This window comes from Methylobacterium adhaesivum (assembly GCF_022179065.1).
Lineage (GTDB): Bacteria > Pseudomonadota > Alphaproteobacteria > Rhizobiales > Beijerinckiaceae > Methylobacterium > Methylobacterium adhaesivum.
In genome coordinates this window covers 63,382-83,627 of record NZ_BPQD01000039.1, presented here as the reverse complement: position 1 = coordinate 83,627, position 20,246 = coordinate 63,382, and the positions used below count along the sequence as shown (strand labels likewise).

16 protein-coding genes are annotated in these 20,246 nt (G+C 66.8%); 10 read left to right on the top strand and 6 right to left on the bottom strand.

Annotated features, from left to right (window positions below):
* Positions 1-178: 178 nt before the first annotated feature.
* Together MFF01_RS19895 and MFF01_RS19890 are read left to right on the top strand one after the other, a co-directional pair.
* A complete protein-coding gene (locus MFF01_RS19895; RefSeq protein WP_238228113.1) occupies positions 179-586 on the top strand; it encodes a DUF3597 domain-containing protein in 408 nt (135 codons plus the stop codon).
* 493 nt (positions 587-1,079) lie between these two features.
* Positions 1,080-2,315 carry an SIR2 family protein gene (locus tag MFF01_RS19890; protein WP_238227986.1) on the top strand — a complete coding sequence of 412 codons (1,236 nt, stop codon included), beginning with the start codon at positions 1,080-1,082 and terminating at the stop codon, positions 2,313-2,315.
* 419 nt (positions 2,316-2,734) lie between these two features.
* Here MFF01_RS19890 and MFF01_RS19885 read toward each other — a convergent pair whose 3' ends face one another.
* Both MFF01_RS19885 and MFF01_RS19880 read right to left on the bottom strand, forming a co-directional pair.
* Positions 2,735-4,360: a hybrid sensor histidine kinase/response regulator gene (locus tag MFF01_RS19885; protein ID WP_238227983.1), complete on the bottom strand. Its 1,626-nt coding sequence runs from the start codon at positions 4,358-4,360 to the stop codon at positions 2,735-2,737.
* A 194-nt stretch (positions 4,361-4,554) separates the two neighbouring features.
* Positions 4,555-5,436 (bottom strand): ATP-binding protein, encoded by an 882-nt coding sequence (locus MFF01_RS19880; protein WP_238227981.1) that lies wholly within the window; start codon positions 5,434-5,436, stop codon positions 4,555-4,557.
* A gap of 224 nt (positions 5,437-5,660) precedes the next feature.
* On the opposite strand from MFF01_RS19880, the gene yajC reads away from it, so the two are divergent.
* From yajC to MFF01_RS19850, 6 genes are all read left to right on the top strand, one after another.
* Positions 5,661-5,996: a preprotein translocase subunit YajC gene (yajC, locus tag MFF01_RS19875; RefSeq protein WP_238227979.1), complete on the top strand. Its 336-nt coding sequence runs from the start codon at positions 5,661-5,663 to the stop codon at positions 5,994-5,996.
* Positions 5,997-6,132: 136 nt separating this feature from the next.
* The gene (secD, locus tag MFF01_RS19870) at positions 6,133-7,740 is read left to right on the top strand and encodes a protein translocase subunit SecD (protein ID WP_238227978.1); all 1,608 of its coding nucleotides are present in this window, start codon (positions 6,133-6,135) and stop codon (positions 7,738-7,740) included.
* A 43-nt stretch (positions 7,741-7,783) separates the two neighbouring features.
* Complete coding sequence (gene secF / locus MFF01_RS19865) at positions 7,784-8,731, top strand: protein translocase subunit SecF (RefSeq protein ID WP_238227977.1); 948 nt, start codon at positions 7,784-7,786, stop codon at positions 8,729-8,731.
* 2 nt (positions 8,732-8,733) lie between these two features.
* The gene (locus MFF01_RS19860; protein WP_238227976.1) at positions 8,734-9,120 is read left to right on the top strand and encodes an Mth938-like domain-containing protein; all 387 of its coding nucleotides are present in this window, start codon (positions 8,734-8,736) and stop codon (positions 9,118-9,120) included.
* The gene (locus tag MFF01_RS19855) at positions 9,117-9,998 is read left to right on the top strand and encodes a phytoene/squalene synthase family protein (RefSeq protein ID WP_238227975.1); all 882 of its coding nucleotides are present in this window, start codon (positions 9,117-9,119) and stop codon (positions 9,996-9,998) included. Before MFF01_RS19860 ends, MFF01_RS19855 begins: the two co-directional genes overlap by 4 nt.
* Before the next feature lie 328 nt (positions 9,999-10,326).
* Positions 10,327-11,718, top strand: a complete 1,392-nt coding sequence (locus tag MFF01_RS19850) for an alginate export family protein (RefSeq protein WP_373319820.1) — start codon at positions 10,327-10,329, stop codon at positions 11,716-11,718.
* 62 nt (positions 11,719-11,780) lie between these two features.
* On the opposite strand, the gene MFF01_RS19845 is transcribed toward MFF01_RS19850, so the two are convergent.
* Complete coding sequence (locus tag MFF01_RS19845) at positions 11,781-12,704, bottom strand: manganese catalase family protein (RefSeq protein ID WP_238227974.1); 924 nt, start codon at positions 12,702-12,704, stop codon at positions 11,781-11,783.
* Between the two features lie 293 nt (positions 12,705-12,997).
* Between MFF01_RS19845 and MFF01_RS19840 the strand changes: the two genes are divergently transcribed.
* Entirely contained in the window at positions 12,998-14,692 is a 1,695-nt protein-coding gene (locus MFF01_RS19840) for an L-lactate permease (protein ID WP_238228111.1), read from the top strand.
* Positions 14,693-14,804: 112 nt separating this feature from the next.
* Positions 14,805-15,335: a GNAT family N-acetyltransferase gene (locus MFF01_RS19835; RefSeq protein WP_238227973.1), complete on the top strand. Its 531-nt coding sequence runs from the start codon at positions 14,805-14,807 to the stop codon at positions 15,333-15,335.
* A gap of 115 nt (positions 15,336-15,450) precedes the next feature.
* Here the strand turns inward: MFF01_RS19835 and trmFO are convergent, their stop codons facing one another.
* From trmFO to MFF01_RS19820, 3 genes are all read right to left on the bottom strand, one after another.
* Positions 15,451-16,881 carry a methylenetetrahydrofolate--tRNA-(uracil(54)-C(5))-methyltransferase (FADH(2)-oxidizing) TrmFO gene (gene trmFO / locus MFF01_RS19830; protein ID WP_238227972.1) on the bottom strand — a complete coding sequence of 477 codons (1,431 nt, stop codon included), beginning with the start codon at positions 16,879-16,881 and terminating at the stop codon, positions 15,451-15,453.
* Between the two features lie 45 nt (positions 16,882-16,926).
* The gene (locus MFF01_RS19825) at positions 16,927-17,901 is read right to left on the bottom strand and encodes a S1C family serine protease (RefSeq protein ID WP_238227971.1); all 975 of its coding nucleotides are present in this window, start codon (positions 17,899-17,901) and stop codon (positions 16,927-16,929) included.
* A gap of 112 nt (positions 17,902-18,013) precedes the next feature.
* Positions 18,014-20,245: a xanthine dehydrogenase family protein molybdopterin-binding subunit gene (locus MFF01_RS19820; RefSeq protein WP_238227970.1), complete on the bottom strand. Its 2,232-nt coding sequence runs from the start codon at positions 20,243-20,245 to the stop codon at positions 18,014-18,016.
* Position 20,246: the final 1 nt, after the last annotated feature.

The following is a 20,246-nucleotide window of genomic DNA, read 5'->3' as shown; positions in this document are numbered from 1 at the left end:
GGCGTATTCGTCCGCGTCCAGGCGCCCACGGAGAACGGAAAGGCTGCCGTCCGTCCGACGATGCGAAGGCTTCGGTCCGGGCGTCCGAGACTTCGGTCACGGGAACGGGAGCGGTCGGCTTCCGTTATCCCCGCGATGCGGCCACCGGGCCGATGATACCAGAATCGGGATGACCACCATGAGCCTCCTCGGCAGCATCGTCAGCAAGATCCTCCACCCCTTCGGCGGTGGCGACGCCCAGGCCAAGCCCGCCGACGCCCCGGCCTCCACGGGTGGTTCCGACACGCCCGCTGCGACTCCGGCCGGCGGCGGTGCTTCGACGTCCGGCCCCGTCGATGTCGAGCAGGTGCTCAACGGCATGGCCGCCAAGAACGGCCAGACCCTGAACTGGCGCACCTCCATCGTGGATCTGATGAAGCTCCTCGATCTCGATTCGAGCCTCACCGCCCGCAAGCAGCTCGCCGACGAGCTGCACTACACCGGCGACAAGGAGGACTCGGCCACGATGAACGTCTGGCTGCACAAGCAGGTGATCAAGAAGCTCGAAGAGAACGGCGGCAAGGTCCCGGCCGACCTGAAGGACTGATTTTTCGGAACGTTCGGGGCGCCGCAGCGCCTGTCCCGTAGAAGAGGCCCGGTTGCCCGTGTGGCGGCCGGGCCTTTTGCTGTTGGAGGATCGGACCGGTTGTTCTGTCCCTGCCGAACACAAGCTCGGACAGTTCGCGCCGCGTGGATGCTCTGCCGTTCGTGGGCGAAGGCTTTTGCGTCTCTGTGTGGGTATCTGCATAGGGTGGAGAGCGGAACCGGGCGTCGCGCCTAGAAGCGGACCTTCCGATTGCGACCCAACCCAGCCGCCTCAATCGCATTTTGCGCTTCTCCAATGCGGCCGTATGCCGGATTTCCGGCAACTTCGGCTCGGGGTAGACAGCCGAACTTGGCTGCATGACAATGAGCGGACCGTCGGTTTATATCTCGCTATGGACAATCGCGCCCAATCTGAGTCGAGATGACAAGTATGACGGCTCTTGATTCGAAGCTCTCAATGACTGCTTTACTTGGCGCCCGAGGATCCCATAATAATGAGTAAAAGAAAGCTTCTTATTGTCGTGGGCGCTGGGGCATCGCTCGATTTCGGCTTACCTTCCGTATCGGATGTTGATCGGATACTAGACGCCCGGGCCGCCGCCTTGTATCCGCTTGCATCGGATCCAACTTCAAATTTATATAGATATTGTCGCAATGAGATCGACGCTTATTATAAGGCGTCACCGAAGCCAGCATTGAGAAACTGGACCAACTTCGAGGAGGTTCTGTATCAGCTTAATCTTCTAAGCCCGTATTTTGGCGATCCGAGTCACGTACGTGGCTCCAATGCTCTGCTCAGTCCGGTCGATTTACCCGACGTTCTGGTGTCCGGTGCGAAAAGAGCAGTTGACTCTGACATAATTAAATCTTTGACGTCAGCACTTATAGATGAGCTTGTCGATTCGTTTATCGACAAATGCTCAAATCTACCTAGCATTAAATCGCGTGAAATTGCAGAGGTTAATAATTTCTTGTCAGTACTTCGGAAGGAGTTTGATGTGGGAATTATGACGCTTAATTATGACAATGTTTTTGAACAAGCAGATCCAAACTTGTTCACCGGATTTGATCCTGCGACAGGAGTCTTTGATGCGAGTTCTGTCTTTGCACGGGGTCAATGGGATTTTGTCTACCATCTGCACGGATCAATTCATTTCGCGATGACTGGGACGTCCTCTGCGATGCACGGCATAACCTGGAGAAAAATACCGACTAAAGACGCCGCCGTCCATGCGTCTGGCAGGAACCTCCAGGATACCGCCGAAGGCACAGATTATCCGATATCTCCCATCGTTGCCGGCTATGGTAAAACAAATCAGACTCTTCGGCAGCCTTTTAGAACATATTTTGCGCAAGCAAACAGGATCATACACGAAGCAGACGCGCTGATGTTTATTGGATATGGGTTCGGCGACCTTCACCTCAACGCTGTATTCTCAGATATTAGTAACCGTCGGCGGCCGACACTGGTAGTCGACTGGGCTAGCAATGATCAGGACCCTCTGCAATTTCGACACGACAATTGGACCTATAATCTATTTAGAACCATCCCCGCGAATGCGTTCGAGATGGCTGAGCCCGGACATAAGGCGGCCCCAGATGTCGCCGACCTCAAGTCAAATAATCAAGTCGAGCACTCAATCAACCCCAATTACCCACTAGCTGTATGGTATAATGGTTTTCTTGAGGCTTGCCGGAATATAAATAAGCTTCTTCCACATCTTCGTTGAGATTTTAGATAGACAAATTTCCCATCCGATCCTTATGATGGATTGCTTGATGAAAGACGTAGGTAGTCCGGCGTTACACGAGCACCTGAAAGGTCTGCTCGCAAGCACACTCAATCACAGTAGTGTGCCGGCCAGTGGGCCTTGTGAGATCCAGAGAATGGCCGGAAGCGGACGCGGCGCACCGTCCGCTTTCCGAAACATTTGCTCAGGAGCGGCCCGGCAGAAATCCACCCGACCCGGTCGTATATCATCCCCATCGAGCTACCTCGAAGCGGACCTTCCAAGGGTCGCCAAAGGGTCGTGAGCAGCTGTTGGGATGCCGATCGTTAATCTCGGGTGCTTTGACTGCGCGCAGAGCCGTGGGGGGCCTGCTCAGCCCGTCCCGCCCGTTCGACCCGACGTGATCAATCGAATCGGTATCAGCCGACCCCGGTCGGTCCATCGATGACGCGCCGGACGCGCCGGGCGAGCTCCAGACGCTTGTAGGGCTTGTTGATCATCTCGAACTCGACGCCGCCCGCATCGGTGCGTTCGAGCGAAGCCTCGGCGTAGCCCGTGGTCAGCAGCACCTTGATCTTCGGCTGGCGCTCCCGTGCGGCGCGGGCCAGCATCACGCCGTTCATGCCGCCGGGCATGATGAGGTCGGTGAACAGGAGGTCGATGCGCCGCTCGCCGTCGAGGAACTCGATGGCGGCCCGAGGGCCGTCGGCCACGATGACCTTGTAGCCGAAATCCTCCAGGATGATCCCCGCCGTCTCGGCCACGTCCGGGCGGTCGTCCACCACCAGCACCGTCTCGGTTCCGTGGCGGTCGGCGGCGCGCTGGGAGGCCTTGCGCTCCTCCTCGATCTTCTGGTCGCTCGCCGGGAACAGCAGGCGCACGGTGGTGCCGTGGCCGACCTCGGAGTAGATCTTCACCGAGCCGCCCGACTGCTTGGCGAAGCCGTAGACCATCGCCAGTCCGAGGCCGGTCCCCTTGCCCTCGCCCTTGGTGGTGAAGAACGGCTCCATGACCCGGTTCAGGATCTCGGGCACCATGCCGCTGCCGGTGTCGGTGACGGAGACCACCACGTAGGCGCCGGGGCCGACCGTCTTGAACAGGGCCGCGTCCTCGTCCTCGACGAGGAGGTTCTCGGTCTTCACCGTGACGGTGCCGCCGCCCGGCATGGCGTCGCGGGCGTTCAGCATCACGTTGAGGAGGGCGACCTCGGCCTGGGTCGGGTCGATGCGGGTGTTCCAGAGGTCAGGCGACAGGTCCTGGCGCAGGGTGACGTGGTCGCCCAGCGTCCGCTCGGCCATCTCGCTCATGCTCTGCACGAGACCGTTGAGGTTGAGCAGCCGCCCCTCGAGACGCTGCTTGCGCGAGAAGGCGAGGAGCTGGTGGGTCAGCTTGGCGGCGCGCTCGGAGGCGTCGCGCACCGCCTCGCCGGCGCGGCGCATCCGCGCGACATCGATCGTCGGGTGGTCGATGAGCGCGAGCATGACCTCGTTGTGGCCGGAGATCACCTGCAGCAGGTTGTTGAAGTCGTGGGCGATGCCGCCGGTGAGCTGGCCGAGGCTCTCCATCTTCTGAGCCTGGTGCAGGGATTCCTCGGCGTCGCGCCGACGCGAGACGTCGAGCTGCGAGCCGAAGAAGTAGACGAGGTCGCCGGAGCGGTTGAACACCGGGGAGACGAACAGCGCGTTCCAGAACGAAGAACCGTCCCTGCGGTAGTTGATGATCTCCGTCGAGAACTCGCGCTGCTCCGCGATGGCCAGGCGCAGTTCGGTGACCACCTCGCGGTCCGTCTCCGGCCCCTGCAGGAAGCGGCAATTCGTGCCGATGAGTTCGTCACGGGTGTAACCCGTCATGCGCTCGAAGGCGCGGTTGACGAAGATGATCGGGTTGTCCGCTTGATGCGGGTCCGTGACGATCATCGGCATCCGCGTCGTCTCGACGGCCGCGAAGAAGATGTCGTGATGCTGGTCGACCACGCCCGAGGGGCCGCTTCCACTGACCGGTGTCTTCGGGCCGTAGGTCTTGGGTTTTTCGGGCGAAGTCGGCAAAACAGTCTCCGGAATTCGACGGATCGCCGGAGCCTTAAGGCATTCCCAACATGTCCCTCGTCTATGTTAATCTGCCGGGCGTGACGACTGAACAAAAGTTGACCCGATGACGGCGGCCTCAGCGTCGCACCTCGTTCGGCCGACGCCCGACACACCGGCAGACCTCCGGGATGATGCGCCGACCGGGCGGCTTCTCAACCCAGCCGTTGCCCCAGCCGCCCGGCCAGATCCTGAATGTACTGGAACGCCGTGCGCCCCGAGCGCGAGCCCCGGGTGGTGGCCCATTCCAGGGCCTCGGCCCGCACGGTGTCGGGATCGGCCGCAAGGCCATGATGGGCGACATAGGCGCGGACCATGGCGAGGTACTCGTCCTGGGAGCATTTGTGGAAGCCGAGCCACAGGCCGAAGCGGTCGGACAGCGACACCTTCTCCTCCACGGCCTCGCCGGGGTTGATGGCCGTGGAGCGCTCGTTCTCGACCATGTCGCGGGCGAGCAGATGGCGGCGGTTGGAGGTGGCGTAGAACAGCACGTTGTCGGGCCGGCCCTCGATGCCGCCGTCGAGCGCTGTCTTCAGGGACTTGTACGAGGTGTCGTCCCCGTCGAACGAGAGATCGTCGCAGAACACGATCCAGCGATGCGCGTCGCCCCGCAGGGTCGCCATGAGGTCGGGCAGGGCCTCGATGTCCTCGCGGTGGATCTCCACGAGCTTCAACGGGAGGGCGTCGCCCGGCGCGGCGTTGATCTCGGCCTGCACGGCCTTGACCAGAGACGACTTGCCCATGCCGCGTGCGCCCCACAGCAGGGCGTTGTTGGCCGGGAGGCCGGCGGCGAAGCGCCGCGTGTTCTGGGCAAGGGTGTCGCGGGCGCGGTCGATGCCGGTCAGCAGGCCGATCTCGACGCGGTTGACCCGCGGCACCGGGATCAGCCGTCGCTCAGGCCCCCACAGGAAGGCGTCCGCCTTCGTCACGTCCACCGCCGGATGGGCGGGGGGCGCGGCCCGCTCCAGGGCGGCGGCGATGCGCTCCAGCACGGGCAGGAGGGCGTGCAGGGCCGGGTCGGTGGGCATGGCGGTCATAAAGGGGTGTCTCCGGGCGGGCGCCGGGCCGGTCTAGGCCAAATCCTCCGGAAAATCAGCGGCGCGGGGGGAGGGGGCTTGCGCCCCGGACCGTTTCGTCCCAGGCCCACGCCGTTGCTTTCACTTAGGCCGTGGCTATAGTCCGCGCGCTTTTTGACATGCCCGCACGCCGCCTCGCCCGAGGGTCCCGGCGGTCCGGGCCGGATCCTTGAGGAGACACGCGCTTGATCACCCCAGCCTTCGCGCAAGGGGCCACCGCGGCCGCCGGCGGCGCGGACATCGCCTTGCAGGTGGTGCCGTTCGTCCTCATCTTCGTCATCATGTACTTCCTGATCCTCCGTCCGCAGCAGCGCCGCGTGAAGGAGCATCAGGCCATGGTCAAGAACGTGCGCCGGGACGACACGGTCGTCACCACGGGCGGCATCGTCGGCCGCGTCACCAAGGTCGCCGACGAGGCGTCCGAGATCGAGGTCGAGATCGCCCCGAACGTCCGCGTCAAGGTCGTGCGGGCCATGATCTCGGAGGTCCGGGTCAAGGGCGCACCGGTCAAGGCCGCCTGAGACCAAGCCTGAGTGTCTCTCACGAAACTGCCGTCGGCCTCGAGGCGAGCACCGTCCGGGTTGGGCGTTTCGTGAGGCACTCTGAAGGAGGCCGGCGTCAACGTCGGCCCCGCAATCAAGAAAACGGGACCGGCGGATGCTGCGCTTTTCGAGAACCAAGATCGTCACGACCCTGGCCCTCATCCTCGTCGGCCTGAGCCTCGCCGTGCCGAGCTTCTTCTCGCCCGAGCAGCGCCGGGGCTTCATGGCCTCGCTGCCGGGCTGGTTCCCGAGCTGGATCGTGCCGCAGCGCGCCATCGTGCTGGGCCTCGACTTGCAGGGCGGCTCGCAGCTGCTTCTGGAGGTCGACCAGAACGAGCTCGTGGCCTCGCAGGCCAAGGCCCTGCGCGACGACGTCCGCCGCGTCCTGCAGCAGGAGAACGTGCGCGCCGAGGGGGGCATCCAGCTCCTGCCACGCGGCGTGCAGGTGCGCATTCCCGACGCGGCGGCCCGCGACAAGGTGCTGCCGAAGCTGCGCGAACTGGCCCAGCCCATCTCCAACCCCCTCGTCGGCCAGGGCGCCGGCCGCACCCTCGACATCACCGAGACGCCCGACGGCGCCATCCGCCTCGCGCTCACCGATGCGGGCATCACCGAGCGCACCCGCCGCGCCGTGAGCCAGGGCATCGAGGTCATCCGCCGCCGCCTCGATTCGACGGGCACCACCGAGCCGTCGATCCAGCAGCAGGGCGCCGACCGCATCCTGATCCAGGTGCCGGGCGAGCAGAACCCCGAACGCCTCGAGAAGATCCTCGGCAGTACCGCCAAGCTCGAATTCCGCATGCTCGCCGACTCGCCGACCGGCGACGTCGATTTGCTGCCCTCCAAGGACGAGAAGGGCGCCAAGGTACCCGTCGAGCGCCGGGTCATGGCCGATGGCGGCGAACTCACCGACGCCCAGCCGGCCTTCGACCATCAGACCCAGGAGCCGATGGTCAGCTTCAAGTTCAACCTGAAGGGCGCCCAGCGTTTCGGACAGGCCACGGCCGAGAATGTCGGCCGCCGCATGGCCATCGTCCTCGACAACGAGGTGGTTTCGGCGCCACGCATCAACACGCCGATCACCGGCGGTTCGGGGCAGATCACCGGCAACTTCACCGTGGCGCAGGCCAACGACCTCTCGGTGCTGCTCCGCGCCGGTGCGCTCCCGGCGAAGTTCACCGTGGTCGAGCGCCGCGTCGTCGGCCCCGGTCTCGGCCGCGATTCGATCCAGGCCGGCAAGCTCGCGACCCTCGTCGCGGGTGCGCTCGTCATCGTCTTCATGTTCGCCACCTATGGGGTGTTCGGCTTCTTCGCCAACATCGCCCTCATCGTCCACGTCGGCCTCATCCTAGGCCTGATGTCGGTGCTCGAAGCCACCATGACCCTGCCTGGCATCGCCGGCATCGTGCTCACCATCGGCACGGCGGTGGATTCCAACGTGCTCATCTACGAGCGCGTGCGCGAGGAGGTGCGGGCGGGCCGCTCCATCGTCTCGGCCCTCCAGGCCGGCTTCGACAAGGCGTTCGCCACCATCATCGATTCGAACTCGACCATGGCGATCGCCGCCCTGATCCTGTTCTTCCTCGGTTCCGGCCCGGTGAAGGGCTTCGCCGTGGTGTTCATCCTCGGCATCCTCACCACCGTCATCACCGCCGTGACGCTGACCCGCATGATGATCGCCCTGTGGTACACTATCGCCCGGCCGAAGGCGCTGCCGTTCTAAAGACGAACGCCCGCCCGGCCCTGAAACGAATCCGAGACCGATCATGCGTCTGCTCCGCCTCTGGCCCGACGAATCGCACTTCGACTTCATGCGCTTCCGGCGGTTCAGCTTTCCGCTCTCGGCGCTGATGTCGGTGGCGACCGTGATCCTGTTCCTCACGGTCGGGCTCAACTTCGGCATCGACTTCAAGGGCGGCACCCTCGTCGAGCTGCAGGCGAAATCCGGCACGGCCGATGTCGGGGCCGTTCGCCATACGGCCAACGGCTTCGGCTTCGGCGAGACCGAGGTGCAGGAACTCGGCGGCCAGGGCACGATTCTGGTCCGCTTCCCGCTTCAGCCCGGCGAGCAGGGCCAGACGGCGGTGATGCAGAAGGCGCACGGCGCCTTCGACGCCGACTACGAGTTCCGCCGCACCGAGACCGTGGGGCCGCGCGTCTCGGGCGAACTCGTGCAGTCGGGCACCATCGGCGTGGTGCTTTCCGTGCTCGCCGTGTTGTTCTACCTGTGGTTCCGCTTCGAGCGCGAACTGGCGCTCGGCGCCATCGTGGGCACGCTCCACGACATCGTGCTCACCATCGGCATCTTCGTGATCTCCCGCATCGAGTTCAACATGACCTCGATCGCCGCGATCCTGACCATCGTGGGCTATTCGCTCAACGAGACCGTGGTGGTGTTCGACCGGACGCGTGAACTCATGCGGCGCTACAAGACGATTCCCACCGTCGAGCTCCTCAACCTCTCCATCAACTCCACCATGTCGCGTACGGTGATGACGGCGACCTCCGCGTTCCTGTCGCTGCTCGCCCTGGTGTTGTTCGGCGGCGAGGCGATCAAGGGCTTCGCCATCGTGATGCTGGCCGGCGTGGTCATCTGCACCTACTCGGCGATCTTCGTCTCGACGCCGGTGCTGATCTATCTCGGCCTCATGCTCTCCGGGGTGAAGGCGCAGGGTCGTCCGGCGGGCGGGCGCGTGCCCCAGGCAGCGGAGTAGCGATGGCCGCCGGCAGCCTCCACGACGGCTTCGTTCCCGGCCGCCACCTCATCGACGCCTACGGCAACGGCGGCTTCCGCTTCGCCGAGATGTCGCATCGCGGCTCGATCCTGATCCTGCCGTCGGGCATCCGTGCCTGGGACCCCGTGGAGGCGGGGGCCATCGACCGCAACGCCCTGCGCCCGGTGGTCGCCGAGGGCGCGGCCGTCGAGCTTCTTCTCATCGGCACCGGCCTCGACATCGCGCCCGTGCCCGATGCCCTGCGGCGCTGGCTGAAGGAGGCCGGCATCGGCCTCGACGTGATGCAGACCGGGGCGGCGGCACGGACCTACAACATCCTGATGGCTGAGAACCGCAAGGTCGCCGCAGCCCTGGTGGCGGTTGCATGACCGACACGGACACTCAAGCCGGCACGGCGGGCGGCCTCGACTTCGCGTTTGGGCATTGCGAGGCCCTGGTGAAGGCGGGTGATCCCGACCGCTACTTCGCCACGCTGTTCGCCCCGGCGGCGTTCCGGCCCCACCTCTTCGCCCTCATCGCCTTCAGCCTCACCATCGCCCGCACCCGCGAGGCCGCCTCGAATCCCATGGCCGGCGAGATCCGCCTGCAATGGTGGCGCGACGCCCTCCAGGGCGAGGCGCGCGGTGACGTGAAGGCCAACCCCGTGGCGGCGGCGCTGGACGACGCCATCGTCAAGCGTAAGCTCGGGCGCCAGCCCTTCGTCGATCTCATCGACGCCCGCGTGTTCGACCTCTACGACGATCCGATGCCGCGGGTGAACGATCTCGAGGGCTATTGCGGCGAGACGGCCTCCGCCCTCATCCGGCTGGGCGGCCTCGTCCTCGCGGAGGGCGCCGAGCCCGGCGGGGCGGCGGCCGCCGGCCATGCGGGCGTGGCCTATGGCATCACCGGCCTGCTGCGCTCCTTGCCGTGGCACGCGCGCGGCGGACAGGTCTATCTCCCGGCCGATATCCTGAAGACCTACGGCGTCACCCGCGAGGACGTGGTGACGGGCCGCGGCGGCCCCGGACTCGTGCGCGCCTGCGCCGACCTGCGGGCCCTGGCGCGCCGCCACCTCGCGGCCTACGCGGCGGCGCGCGGCACCATCGCACCGGCGGCGCGGGCCGCCTTCCTGCCCGTGGCCCTGGTGGAGCCCTACCTCGCCGCCATGGAGCGCCCGGGGTACGATCCGCTGAACACGCTCATCGAGATCCCACGCTGGCGGCGGCTGTGGCGATTGTGGCGGGCGTCGCGGCGGGGCGCTTGAGGCGCTTCCCGTCCGCAAGGAAGGCCGGAAGTGGTGAGCCTCCGGCGACTGCGCTGCTGTCCCCGAGCGATATGCCCCGGATCGATCCAGTCTCGGCAATCGTGTTTCGCAAGACCCTGCGAAGGAAGAAGGCTTTGCTTTTTTAAAGTGCTGGGTTGTTCCCCGGTTGAGTGCATATCGTTGCTTTGTTACCAAGTCTTGACTTGGCAATTCAGAGGACGATGTGAAATATTTATCGCGTGTTGCGGATTATTTGGGTTGCGATCGGGACGGGCTGGGATCCGCCCGGTTTCTGCCTTCTGCCGTTGTTCGGACGAGGCATCCGCTCTTGTGCGCGGTCCTGCTGGCAGGCCTCTTTCCATCCACCGCCTCGGCTCAGTCGTTCCGGACCACGCCATACTTCGCGCTGTATGAGGCCCTCGGCAAACCGCAGGGATGGAAGATTTCCGGTACGGTGCGGCCGCGCTACGAGGCCCTCGGCGGGCAGTTCCGGCCGAGCCCCGCGCCTGCCAGCAACGATCTGTTCTCCCTGCAGACGACGCTGTTTGCCGAATACGACACCGGCCCGGTCAGGATCGGCGGAGAACTGTTCGACAGCCGCGCCTATTTCCAGCGGCGCGGTTCGAACTCCATCGCCACCACCGAGGTGAACGCCCTCGAGCTCGGTCAAGCCTATCTCGGGTTCGACCTCGGCGATGCGGCGGGAGCCGGGACGGTGAGTACGGTCACGGCAGGGCGCTTCACGCAGAACGTCGGCTCGCGCCGGCTCATCGCCCGCAACCAGTTCCGCAACACCATCAATGCCTTCACGGGGATCACCTACGACTGGCGGAATGCCGAGAAGGACGCGCTGAACCTCTTCTACACCCTGCCGCACACCCGAGAGCCCTTCGACCGTCCGGGCCTCCTGAGCAACAGCGTCGAATGGGACCACGAGGGCCTCGATACCCAGCTGTTCGGCGGCATCGTCACCAAGACGGGCGTGCTGGGTGGAATCCTGGAGGCGTACGGCTTCGGCCTGCTCGAACGCGACAGCGGCTCGCAGCTCGAAGGCATCCAGACCCGGGACCGGCGCCTGTTCACGCCGGGCTTCCGCCTCTTCCGTGCACCGAAGGTGGGGCAGTTCGATCACGAGTTCGAGGCGATCTACCAGACCGGCACCGCCCGCAACTCGACGGCGGTGACCGACGTCACCGACGTGCCGGTCTCGGCCTACTTCGTCCATGCCGAGGCGGGCTATACCTTCAACGCGCCCTGGGCGCCGCGGATTTCACTCGAATACGATCACGCCAGCGGCGACGACCGCAACCCCAATCGGAACACCCGCTTCGACACGCTCTACGGCGCGCGGCGCTTCGACTACGGCCCAACGAGCCTCTTCGGCGCGGTGCAGCGTGCGAACCTCATCTCGCCGGGCATTCGCCTGGAGTTCGTCCCATCGGCGGATCTCGATGTGTTCGTGAGCTATCGCGGCCTCTGGCTGGAGAGCGCGACCGACAGCTTCGCCGCTACGGGTATTCGCGACCGCACTGGCCAATCCGGCACCTACGCGGGCCAGCAGATCGAGGGGCGTGTCCGTCACTGGCTCGTGCCCGGCTCGATCCTCGTCGATGTCGGCGTCGCCTATCTCCTCAAGGGCGATGTCCTGCGCAACGCCCCCAACGCGCCTCGGACCGGCGACACGGTCTACGGCTCCCTCACCACGACGTTCTTTTTCTGACCTGCGCGATGGCGGACGTGAAAGGGCGGCGCCGAGATGGGCGCCGCCCCCGAAGCACCGCCTCAGCGCGCCTTGAGCGTCAGCTTCTTGGCGATCTCGAACATCTCTTCCGGGGCGTAGTCCGGGGTGAAGGCGGAGGGGACGCCCGTGAGCTGGTGGATCTTGCCGCCGTCCGGCATGCCCTCCACGACGGTGAGCTCGCCCGGCGGGTCGCCCGGGAGCGCCACTTCGCCGTTGCCCCAGATGCCCGACATCTCTTTGTAGTCGTCCGGGCTGAAGGTGTAGAGCCGGCGGTGCGAGCCCTCCTGCAGGTACTTCTGGCACTCCGGAATCTTGTCGAGGTTGATGTTCGGAGTCGGCAGGAATTTTTCGAGCTCGACGCCGGTGATCTTCTTGAGCGCGAGCGCGTAGGCGTGGGCGTGGACCGAGCCGCGCACGAGCAGGTAGCCGCAGACCTCGCGGCCCGTCGGATCGGTTAGCGTCTCATAGACCCGCAGCTTGTGCAGGCGGGCGCCGCATTCGAGGTGGAAGTTGTGCAGGAGATCGACCACCACATTGCCCGTGGTGGTGATGAAATCGTTGTTCCACGAGGCGCCGTTGGAATTGACGGGCGTCACGCCGCCGCCATTCGACAGGAATGCTGCCGCCAGACGAATGTCCTTCATATCCTCGAACGGTGCGCCCGAGATGTCGCCGCCATCCGTCTTGTCGCCGTCGTTGTCGGGGCCGTTGTTGAGCATGGCGACGCCGTTGCTCACAAGCTCGACGTGCCCGAGTTCCTCGGCCGTGATCGCGGCAACGAGGCTATAGAATGGGCGCAGCTTCGATTTGCTGCGGAAGTTGAAGCTCTGGAACATGTAATTGCCCAGAGTTGACATCTCGCCGTACTTTCCGCCCAAAAGTTCCTGGAGGGCTGCGGCGGCGTTGGGATCTTTCCGCTTCGGCGCGGGAAGCTCGGCCTGCAGCTTGTCGACGCGCATAAACATAGGTTTTTCTCCGTCCGGAGCCCCGGAGGGCGTGTCGAGGGAACCGGAGGCATCAGGGCATGTTCCGCCGTTGCGCCATGATCACGCAGGGCTGGATTGAGAGGAACAATGAGGGCGGGGACGCCGGGGCGCGGTTTCGTACCCACGGCCGTCCAATGGTGTCCCACCCGCAACTGTCTCTGAATACATCATTAACCCGCGTTGAGCCGCCTCCGGGCCTCTGCTAGCAACGATCCCAAGGCTTCGGCGGGAGATCGAAGCCACACCTTGGGAGGACGAAACCCGTGAACACCGTGACCACTTGGAATCAGGTCTACGACCCGTTCGGGAGCCCCTGGCTCTCGACGCTCGCCGCCTCCCTGCCGGTGATCGCGCTGCTCGGCATGATCGCCAGCGGCAAGGTCAAGGCTCACATCGCCGCCGTCCTCTCCCTGGTCCTGGCCTTCTGCGTCGCGGTGTTCCTGTTCGGCATGCCGGCCGATCTCGCCGCCCGTGCCTCGGGCTACGGCGTGGCGCTGGGGCTCTTCCCCATCGGCTGGATTATTCTCAACGTGATCTTCCTCTACCGTCTGACGGTGGAGAAGGGCTGGTTCGCCACCCTGCAGCAATCCGTGGCGGGCATCACCACCGACCGGCGCCTGCAGCTCCTGCTCGTCGCCTTCGCGTTCGGCGCGTTCTTCGAGGGGGCCGGCGGCTTCGGCACCCCGGTGGCCGTCACCGGCGCCATCCTCATCGGCCTCGGCTTCTCGCCGCTCGCCGCCTCGGGCCTCTCCCTCATCGCCAACACCGCCCCGGTGGCCTACGGCGCGCTCGGCGCTCCGATCCAGGGCCTCGCCTCGGTGACGGGCTACGACCCCTACATCCTCGGCGCGATGATCGGCCGCCAGCTGCCGTTCTTCTCGGTGTTGGTGCCCTTCTGGCTCATCTGGGTGTTCGCGGGCTTCCGCGGCATGATGCAGATCTGGCCCGCCATCCTCGTCTGCGGCGGCTCGTTCGCGCTGGCCCAGTTCGGCATCTCGAACTACGTCAACCCGTGGATCGTCGACATCGGCGCCGCCCTCGTTTCCATGGGCGCCCTGGTGCTGTTCCTGCGCGTCTGGCGTCCTGCCGTGATCTGGACCTCGCCGGCGCTTCGCGGCAACGATCCGTCGCTCGGCTTCGTCACCGCCGCCGGCGGCGCCAAGGTGGCCCCCACGGGCGCCTATGCCCGCACGGCCTCCTCCTCCGAGATCATGATGGCCTGGGTGCCGTGGATCATCCTCTCGGTGATCGTCGCGATCTGGGGCACGGGCTGGTTCAAGGCCATCGTCAACCCGATCTTCACCTGGAAGTACGAGGTGCCGGGCCTGCACAACGTCATCATGAAGGTGCCGCCGGTGGTGGCGAAAGCCCATCCGGAAGCCGCCGTCTTCGCCTTCACCTACATGTCCTACACCGGCACCGGCGTGCTGTTCGCGGCCATCATCTCCGGCCTGCTCATGCGGTTCTCGCCCTGGCGCCTGGTGACGGCCTATCTCGAGACCATCTGGGTGCTGCGCTACTCGCTCATCACCATCTCGGCGATGCTGGCGCTCGGCGTGCTCACCCGCTACGCTGGCGTGGACGCCACCCTCGGCCTCGCGTTCGCCGGCACGGGCATCCTCTACCCGTTCTTCGGCACGCTGCTCGGTTGGCTCGGCGTCGCGCTCACGGGCTCCGACACCGCGTCGAACGTCCTGTTCGGCGGCCTCCAGAAGATCACGTCGGAGCAGCTCGGCCTGTCGGGCATCCTCATGGCCTCGGCGAATTCGTCCGGCGGCGTCATGGGCAAGATGATCGACGCCCAGTCCATCGTCGTCGCCTCCACGGCCACGGGGTACTTCGGCCAGGAGGGCAAGATCCTGCGCTTCGTGTTCTGGCACTCCATCGTGCTCGCCTGCCTCGTCGGCTGCCTCGTGATGCTCCAGGCCTACGTCTACCCGTTCAACGCCATGGTGATTCACCCCTGAGGGTGAGCGCCCGACGGCGATGACATGGCCCGCCCCGGTTCGCCGGGGCGGGTTTTTTCTTGCACCGAACCGTTCGCATCGCGCCCTGGGGATGGGGTAGGATCGCGCTGCCATGTTCAAGCTCGCCGCGCGCTACTCCCTCGCCAAGCTCTCCCCCGTGGAGACCGGTCGTCTGCGCCTCGCCCCCCTGGTGCCGGGGGATGCCGAGGCCGTGCGGGCGCTCACCGACGATCCGGCCATCACCGGCGCCATCGATTTCCTGCCCAGTCCCTTCACCCTGGCGGCGGCGCGCGGCCTCATCGGTCCGGCCAAGGTGCGCAAGGATTGCTTCCTCGGGGCCCGGACGCGGGCCGACAACGCGCTCGTGGCCATCGTCGGCCTGCACCTGCGCGGCGATCACGCCGTCGAGCTCGGCTACTGGGTCGGCGGTGCCGCGCGCGGCCAGGGCTACGGTTCGGAGGCCGTGACCGCCGCCGTCGATCTCCTGCGCCAGCGCTTCCCCCACCGCTTTCTCGTTGCCGAGTGCCGCCCCGAGAACGTGGCCTCCGTGGGCCTGCTCCTGAAGGTCGGATTTCGCGACACGGGCGACGAGGGCCACCGGCCGGGCCGGCGGATTTTTGCGTATGAGCCGCCGCCGGCTTGATCGCTGGGTTATCGAGGAGAGGGGCGGCTGTACTCGGGCGCCGTACGCCTCGACCGTCATCTCTGCTCGATCGAAGCGGGGACGATGCCTCCCTGCCGGCGACTCCTTAAGCCCGCTACTCCGCCGCGACCTGCGCAGCGTTGCCCGAAATCCACGCCGCCAGATCCGCCCGGCCCCGGTCGGTCAGGGCCTTCTTCTTCGCCACCGCCTTTTCCGGCCCGCGCAGGCGCTTGCCGGCTTCGCCCTTGGGGGCGTGGTCGAGGGGCGGGAACAGGCCGAAATTGACGTTCATGGGCTGGAACGAGCGCGGAGCGCCGGCATCCTCGGCCGCGATGTGGCCGCCGGTGATGTGGCCGATCAGCGCCCCGAGGGCCGTTGTGGCGGGCAGGGGCGCCAAGGCCTGGCCCCGCGCCTCGGCCACCGCGAAGCGGCCGGCCATGAGGCCGATGGCGGCGCTCTCGACGTAGCCCTCGCAGCCGGTGATCTGGCCGGCGAACCGGAGCGACGGCCTCGCCTTCAGCCGCAGGGTCGCGTCGAGGAGGCGGGGGCTGTCGAGGTAGGTGTTGCGGTGGAGCCCGCCGAGGCGCGCGAACTCGGCGTTCTCGAGGCCGGGGATCGTGCGGAACACCCGCACCTGCTCGGAATAGGTGAGCTTCGTCTGGAACCCGACCATGTTGTAGAGAGTGCCCAGCGCATTGTCCTGGCGCAGCTGCACGATGGCGCAGGCCTTCACCGTCGGGTCGTGCGGGTTCGTCAGGCCCACGGGCTTCATGGGGCCGTGGCGCAGGGTCTCTGGCCCGCGCTCGGCCATGACCTCGATGGGCAGGCAGCCGTCGAAATAGGGGGTCGAGGCCTCCCACTCCTTGAAGCCGATCTTCTCGCCCTCGACGAGGGCCTGGATGAACCGGTCGTACTGCTCGCGGTCGAGGGGGCAGTTGATGTAGTCGGCGCCCGTGCCGCCGGGGCCGACCTTGTCGTAGCGCGACTGGAACCACGCCTTCTCCATGTCGATGGAGTCGCGGTGGACGATGGGCGCGATGGCGTCGAAGAACGCCAGGGACTCGGCTCCCGTCAGGTCACGGATGGCCTGTGCCAGGGACGGCGCGGTGAGCGGCCCCGTGGCGATGATGGTCCGGCCCCACGCCTCCGGCGGCAGGCCCTCGACCTCCTCGCGAAGAATCGTAACCTGCGGATGCGCCTCCAGGGCGGCGGTGACGGCGGCGGCAAAGCCGTTGCGATCGACGGCGAGCGCCCCGCCGGCCGGCACCTGGTGCGCGTCGGCGGCCTTCAGGATCAAGGAGCCGAGCGTGCGCATCTCCTGATGCAGCAACCCCACGGCATTGCCGTTGGCATCGTCCGAGCGGAACGAGTTCGAGCAGACGAGTTCGGCCAGATCCTGGCCGTGATGCGCCTCGGTGCCGCGCACGGGGCGCATCTCGTGGAGCACCACGGGATGGCCGGCTTGCGCGATCTGCCAGGCGGCTTCCGAGCCCGCGAGGCCGCCGCCGACGATGTGGATGGGCGAGGAAGAGGCGGTGTCGGTCATCGCCTCGGGATAGACCCCCGTGGCGCCCGGATCAATGCAACCGGGTCAATGCAGGGGCGGCGACACGAGGAAGCGCTCGCGGTTGGCCGAGGTCACCGCGAGCTTGATCGTCTTGCCGTCGCGCCGGATGGTGAGGGGCACGCGCACACCGGCCTCCCCCAACGCCCAGACCTGGCGGAAGAAGCCGGCCAGATCGGCCACGGGCTCGCCCGCCACCGCCGCGACGATGTCGCCGGGCCGGAGATCCGCGGCCTCCGCCGGGCCATCGTCGGCGAGCCCCATGATCACCACGGCATCGTCGGTGTCGCTGGCATAGAGGCCGAGCCACGGCCGGGGCGCCCGGTCGGCCCGGCCCCGGGTGACGAGGTCGTCGAGGATCGGGGTCAGGAGGTCGATGGGCACGATCATGTTGATGGTGCGCGGCCCCTCGGCCGTGCCCTGTTGCAGCTGGAGCGAGCCGATGCCGAGGAGTTCGCCGGTGGGGCCGATGAGGGCGGCGCCCCCCCATTGCGGATGGGCGGGGGCGGTGAACAGGGCCTCGTCGAGGACGTATTCCCAGTAGCCGGCGAATTCCTGCCGGGCGACGATCTCCACGGCGACGCTGCGCTGGCGTCCGCCGACGCCGGCCACGATGGCACGGTCGCCGACCTTCACGCCGCCCGAGCGCCCCAGCGGCAGGGCCGGCAGGCCGAGGGGGCCCAGCGCCTGGACGAGACCGAAGCCGGTCACCGCATCGTAGCCGACCACGTGGCCGGGCACGGAGCGGCCGTCATGGGTGGTGAGCCACACGCTGTCGGCCTCGGTGACGAGATAGCCGATGGTGGCCACGAGACCGTCGTCGCCGATGACGACGCCGTTGCCGGCCCGTTCTGTGCCGAGGGTCTCGGCCGTGAAGGCCTCGTCGGGCACGCGAGTCGAGAGGGCGACGATAGCGGTGAGGGCCTCGGCGAGGTCGAAACCGTAATCGGCGGCCCGGGGCTGCACGGATGTGGGGATCTTCCAGTCACCGTGCGTGGACATGGGAGTCTTTCCTGCCGTCGTCATGTTGGAGAGACCGGGAGATAGGTCGCCGGCCACCCTTTCAACAGGTTCGCGTCCGCCAACCCGTGGAGGGCGTAACCCGAGCCTGTCCTCAACCCAGCAGTTTGTCGAGGGTGATGGGGAAGTCGCGCACGCGCACCCCCGTGGCATGCCAAACGGCGTTGGCGATGGCGCCGGCCGTACCGGTGATGCCGATCTCGCCGACCCCCTTGATCCCCAGCGGGTTCACGTGGGGATCGTGCTCCTCCACCAGGATCGCTTCCAGGGACGGCACGTCGGCGTTCACTGGCACGTGGTACTCGGCGAGATTGCCGTTCATCACCCGGCCGGAGCGCGTGTCGAGCACCGCGTGCTCGTGGAGCGCCAGCGACACGCCCCAGATCATGCCGCCGTAATACTGGCTGCGCACGAGGCGCGGGTTGACGATGCGCCCGGCGGCGAAGGCGCCTACCAGCCGCGTTACGCGAATCTGCCCGAAATCGGGATCGACCTTCACCTCGGCATAGACCGCCCCGTGCGCGTGCATGGCGTAGGCTTTTCGCGAGGCGGGTTCGCCCGCCCCCGTGCCCTTGGCCTCGACGGACGCCTTGCCGGCGCGGGCGAGGATGTCCGAAAAACTCTCCGCGCGGGTCGGGTCGTCGCGGCGGGCGAGGCGCCCGCCCTCCGCCACCGTGCCGGCATTGCCGGCGCCGTAGAGGGGCGAGGCGCGGTCGTTCACCGCGAGCGTCTCGAGTTCGGCGAGGGCCGCTTGCGTCGCCGCGTGGACGGCGCTGCCGGAAGTGGCCGTGCCGGTGGAGCCGCCGGCGAGGCCACCGTTCGGCAGGTCAGACTCGCCGATGCGCAGGTCCACGGCGTCGAGGCCGAGACCGAGGCCGTCGGCGGCGATCTGGGCGAGCACCGTCCAGGCGCCCTGGCCCATGTCCTGAGCGGCGGTCTCGACCAAAGCCGTGCCGTCGGCCCGGATCGTGGCGCGGGCCTCGCCCTGCATCATCCCGGCGGGATACGTGGCCGTGCCCATGCCCCAGCCGACGAGGAGACCGGTCTCGTCGCGCATCTGGCGCGGCTGCTTCGGGCGCTTGGCCCAGCCGAACCGCTCCGCGCCTTGCGCGTAGCACTCGCGCAGGGCCTTCGACGAGAACGGCCGGTGGGTGATCGGCTCGACCTCGGCGTAGTTCCTGAGGCGCAGGTCCAGGGGATCCATGTCGAGCTTCAGGGCGAGTTCGTCGAGGGCCGATTCCACCGCGACGCTGCCCGGAGCCTCGCCGGGTGCCCGCATGAACAGGGGCGTGCCGATATCGGCGCGGGAGACGGCATGCGTCGTCGCGATGGCGTCGGCCGCGTAGAGGTGGCGGGCGATGAGGCCGCAGGCTTCCACGAACTCGTCGTGCCGGCTCGTCAGGGTCAGGGTGTGGTGATCCAGCGCCGTGAGGCCGCCATCGGCCTTGGCACCGAGCTTGAGGGTCTGGCGGGTCGCGGCACGGTGACCGACGGGGCCGAACATCTGCTCGCGCCGGGTCACGAGCTTCACCGGCCGGCCCACGAGTTTCGCCGCCATGATCCCGAGGATCTGCGGCGCGGCGAGGAAGCCCTTCGAGCCGAAGCCGCCGCCGAGATAGTGACTGACGATGTGGATATTCTCCGGCGGAATCCCGAACAGTTCGGCGATGCGCCCCTTGGCGATCCACAGGGCCTGGGTCGGCGTCTGCAGGGTCAGGCGGTCGCCGTCCCAGGCGGCCACGCTGGTGTGGGGTTCCAGCGCGTTGTGATACTGCGCCGCCGTCTCGTAGGTGACGTCGAGACGGGTGTCGGCGGCGGCGAGCCCGGCGGCGACGTCGCCCGATCCTTCCTGCGTCGGCGAGCCGGCCCCGACACTGTCGGGCGTGAAGACCTCGCCTCCGCCCAGTTCCACGCCCGGCGTCTCGGCTTCGTAGCCGGGGTTGAGCAGGGCGGCGCCTTCGGTGGCGGCCTCCAGGGTCTCGGCGATCACCACCGCGATGGGTTGGTTGGCGTAGCGCACCCCCGCATTCTGCAGGAGGTCGAGGCGGAAGGTGAAGGGATTGTCCTTCTCGTCCGGGGATTTGGCCAGCGCCGGCGCGTTCTGCGGCGTCATGACTTCGACGACGCCGGGATGAGCTTTCGCCGCCGCCACGTCGAGATGGGTGACCCGGCCGCGCGCGATGGTGCTCACCGCCATGACGGCATGGAGCATTCCGTCCGGCTTGAAGTCGGCGCTGTAGCGGGCCGCGCCCGTGACCTTGGCGGGGCCGTCGCGCCGGGTGAGGGGCTGGCCGATGGACGCGCCGTGGCGCATGCGCTCGCTCATG

Coding starts and splice junctions, on each gene's coding strand:
- MFF01_RS19895 (WP_238228113.1), top strand. CDS start 179: ATGAGCCTCCTCGGCAGCATCGTCAGCAAGATCCTCCACCCCTTCGGC.
- MFF01_RS19890 (WP_238227986.1), top strand. CDS start 1,080: ATGAGTAAAAGAAAGCTTCTTATTGTCGTGGGCGCTGGGGCATCGCTC.
- MFF01_RS19880 (WP_238227981.1), bottom strand. CDS start 5,436: ATGACCGCCATGCCCACCGACCCGGCCCTGCACGCCCTCCTGCCCGTG.
- secD (WP_238227978.1), top strand. CDS start 6,133: ATGCTGCGCTTTTCGAGAACCAAGATCGTCACGACCCTGGCCCTCATC.
- secF (WP_238227977.1), top strand. CDS start 7,784: ATGCGTCTGCTCCGCCTCTGGCCCGACGAATCGCACTTCGACTTCATG.
- MFF01_RS19860 (WP_238227976.1), top strand. CDS start 8,734: ATGGCCGCCGGCAGCCTCCACGACGGCTTCGTTCCCGGCCGCCACCTC.
- MFF01_RS19855 (WP_238227975.1), top strand. CDS start 9,117: ATGACCGACACGGACACTCAAGCCGGCACGGCGGGCGGCCTCGACTTC.
- MFF01_RS19845 (WP_238227974.1), bottom strand. CDS start 12,704: ATGTTTATGCGCGTCGACAAGCTGCAGGCCGAGCTTCCCGCGCCGAAG.
- MFF01_RS19835 (WP_238227973.1), top strand. CDS start 14,805: ATGTTCAAGCTCGCCGCGCGCTACTCCCTCGCCAAGCTCTCCCCCGTG.
- trmFO (WP_238227972.1), bottom strand. CDS start 16,881: ATGACCGACACCGCCTCTTCCTCGCCCATCCACATCGTCGGCGGCGGC.
- MFF01_RS19825 (WP_238227971.1), bottom strand. CDS start 17,901: ATGTCCACGCACGGTGACTGGAAGATCCCCACATCCGTGCAGCCCCGG.
- MFF01_RS19820 (WP_238227970.1), bottom strand. CDS start 20,245: ATGAGCGAGCGCATGCGCCACGGCGCGTCCATCGGCCAGCCCCTCACC.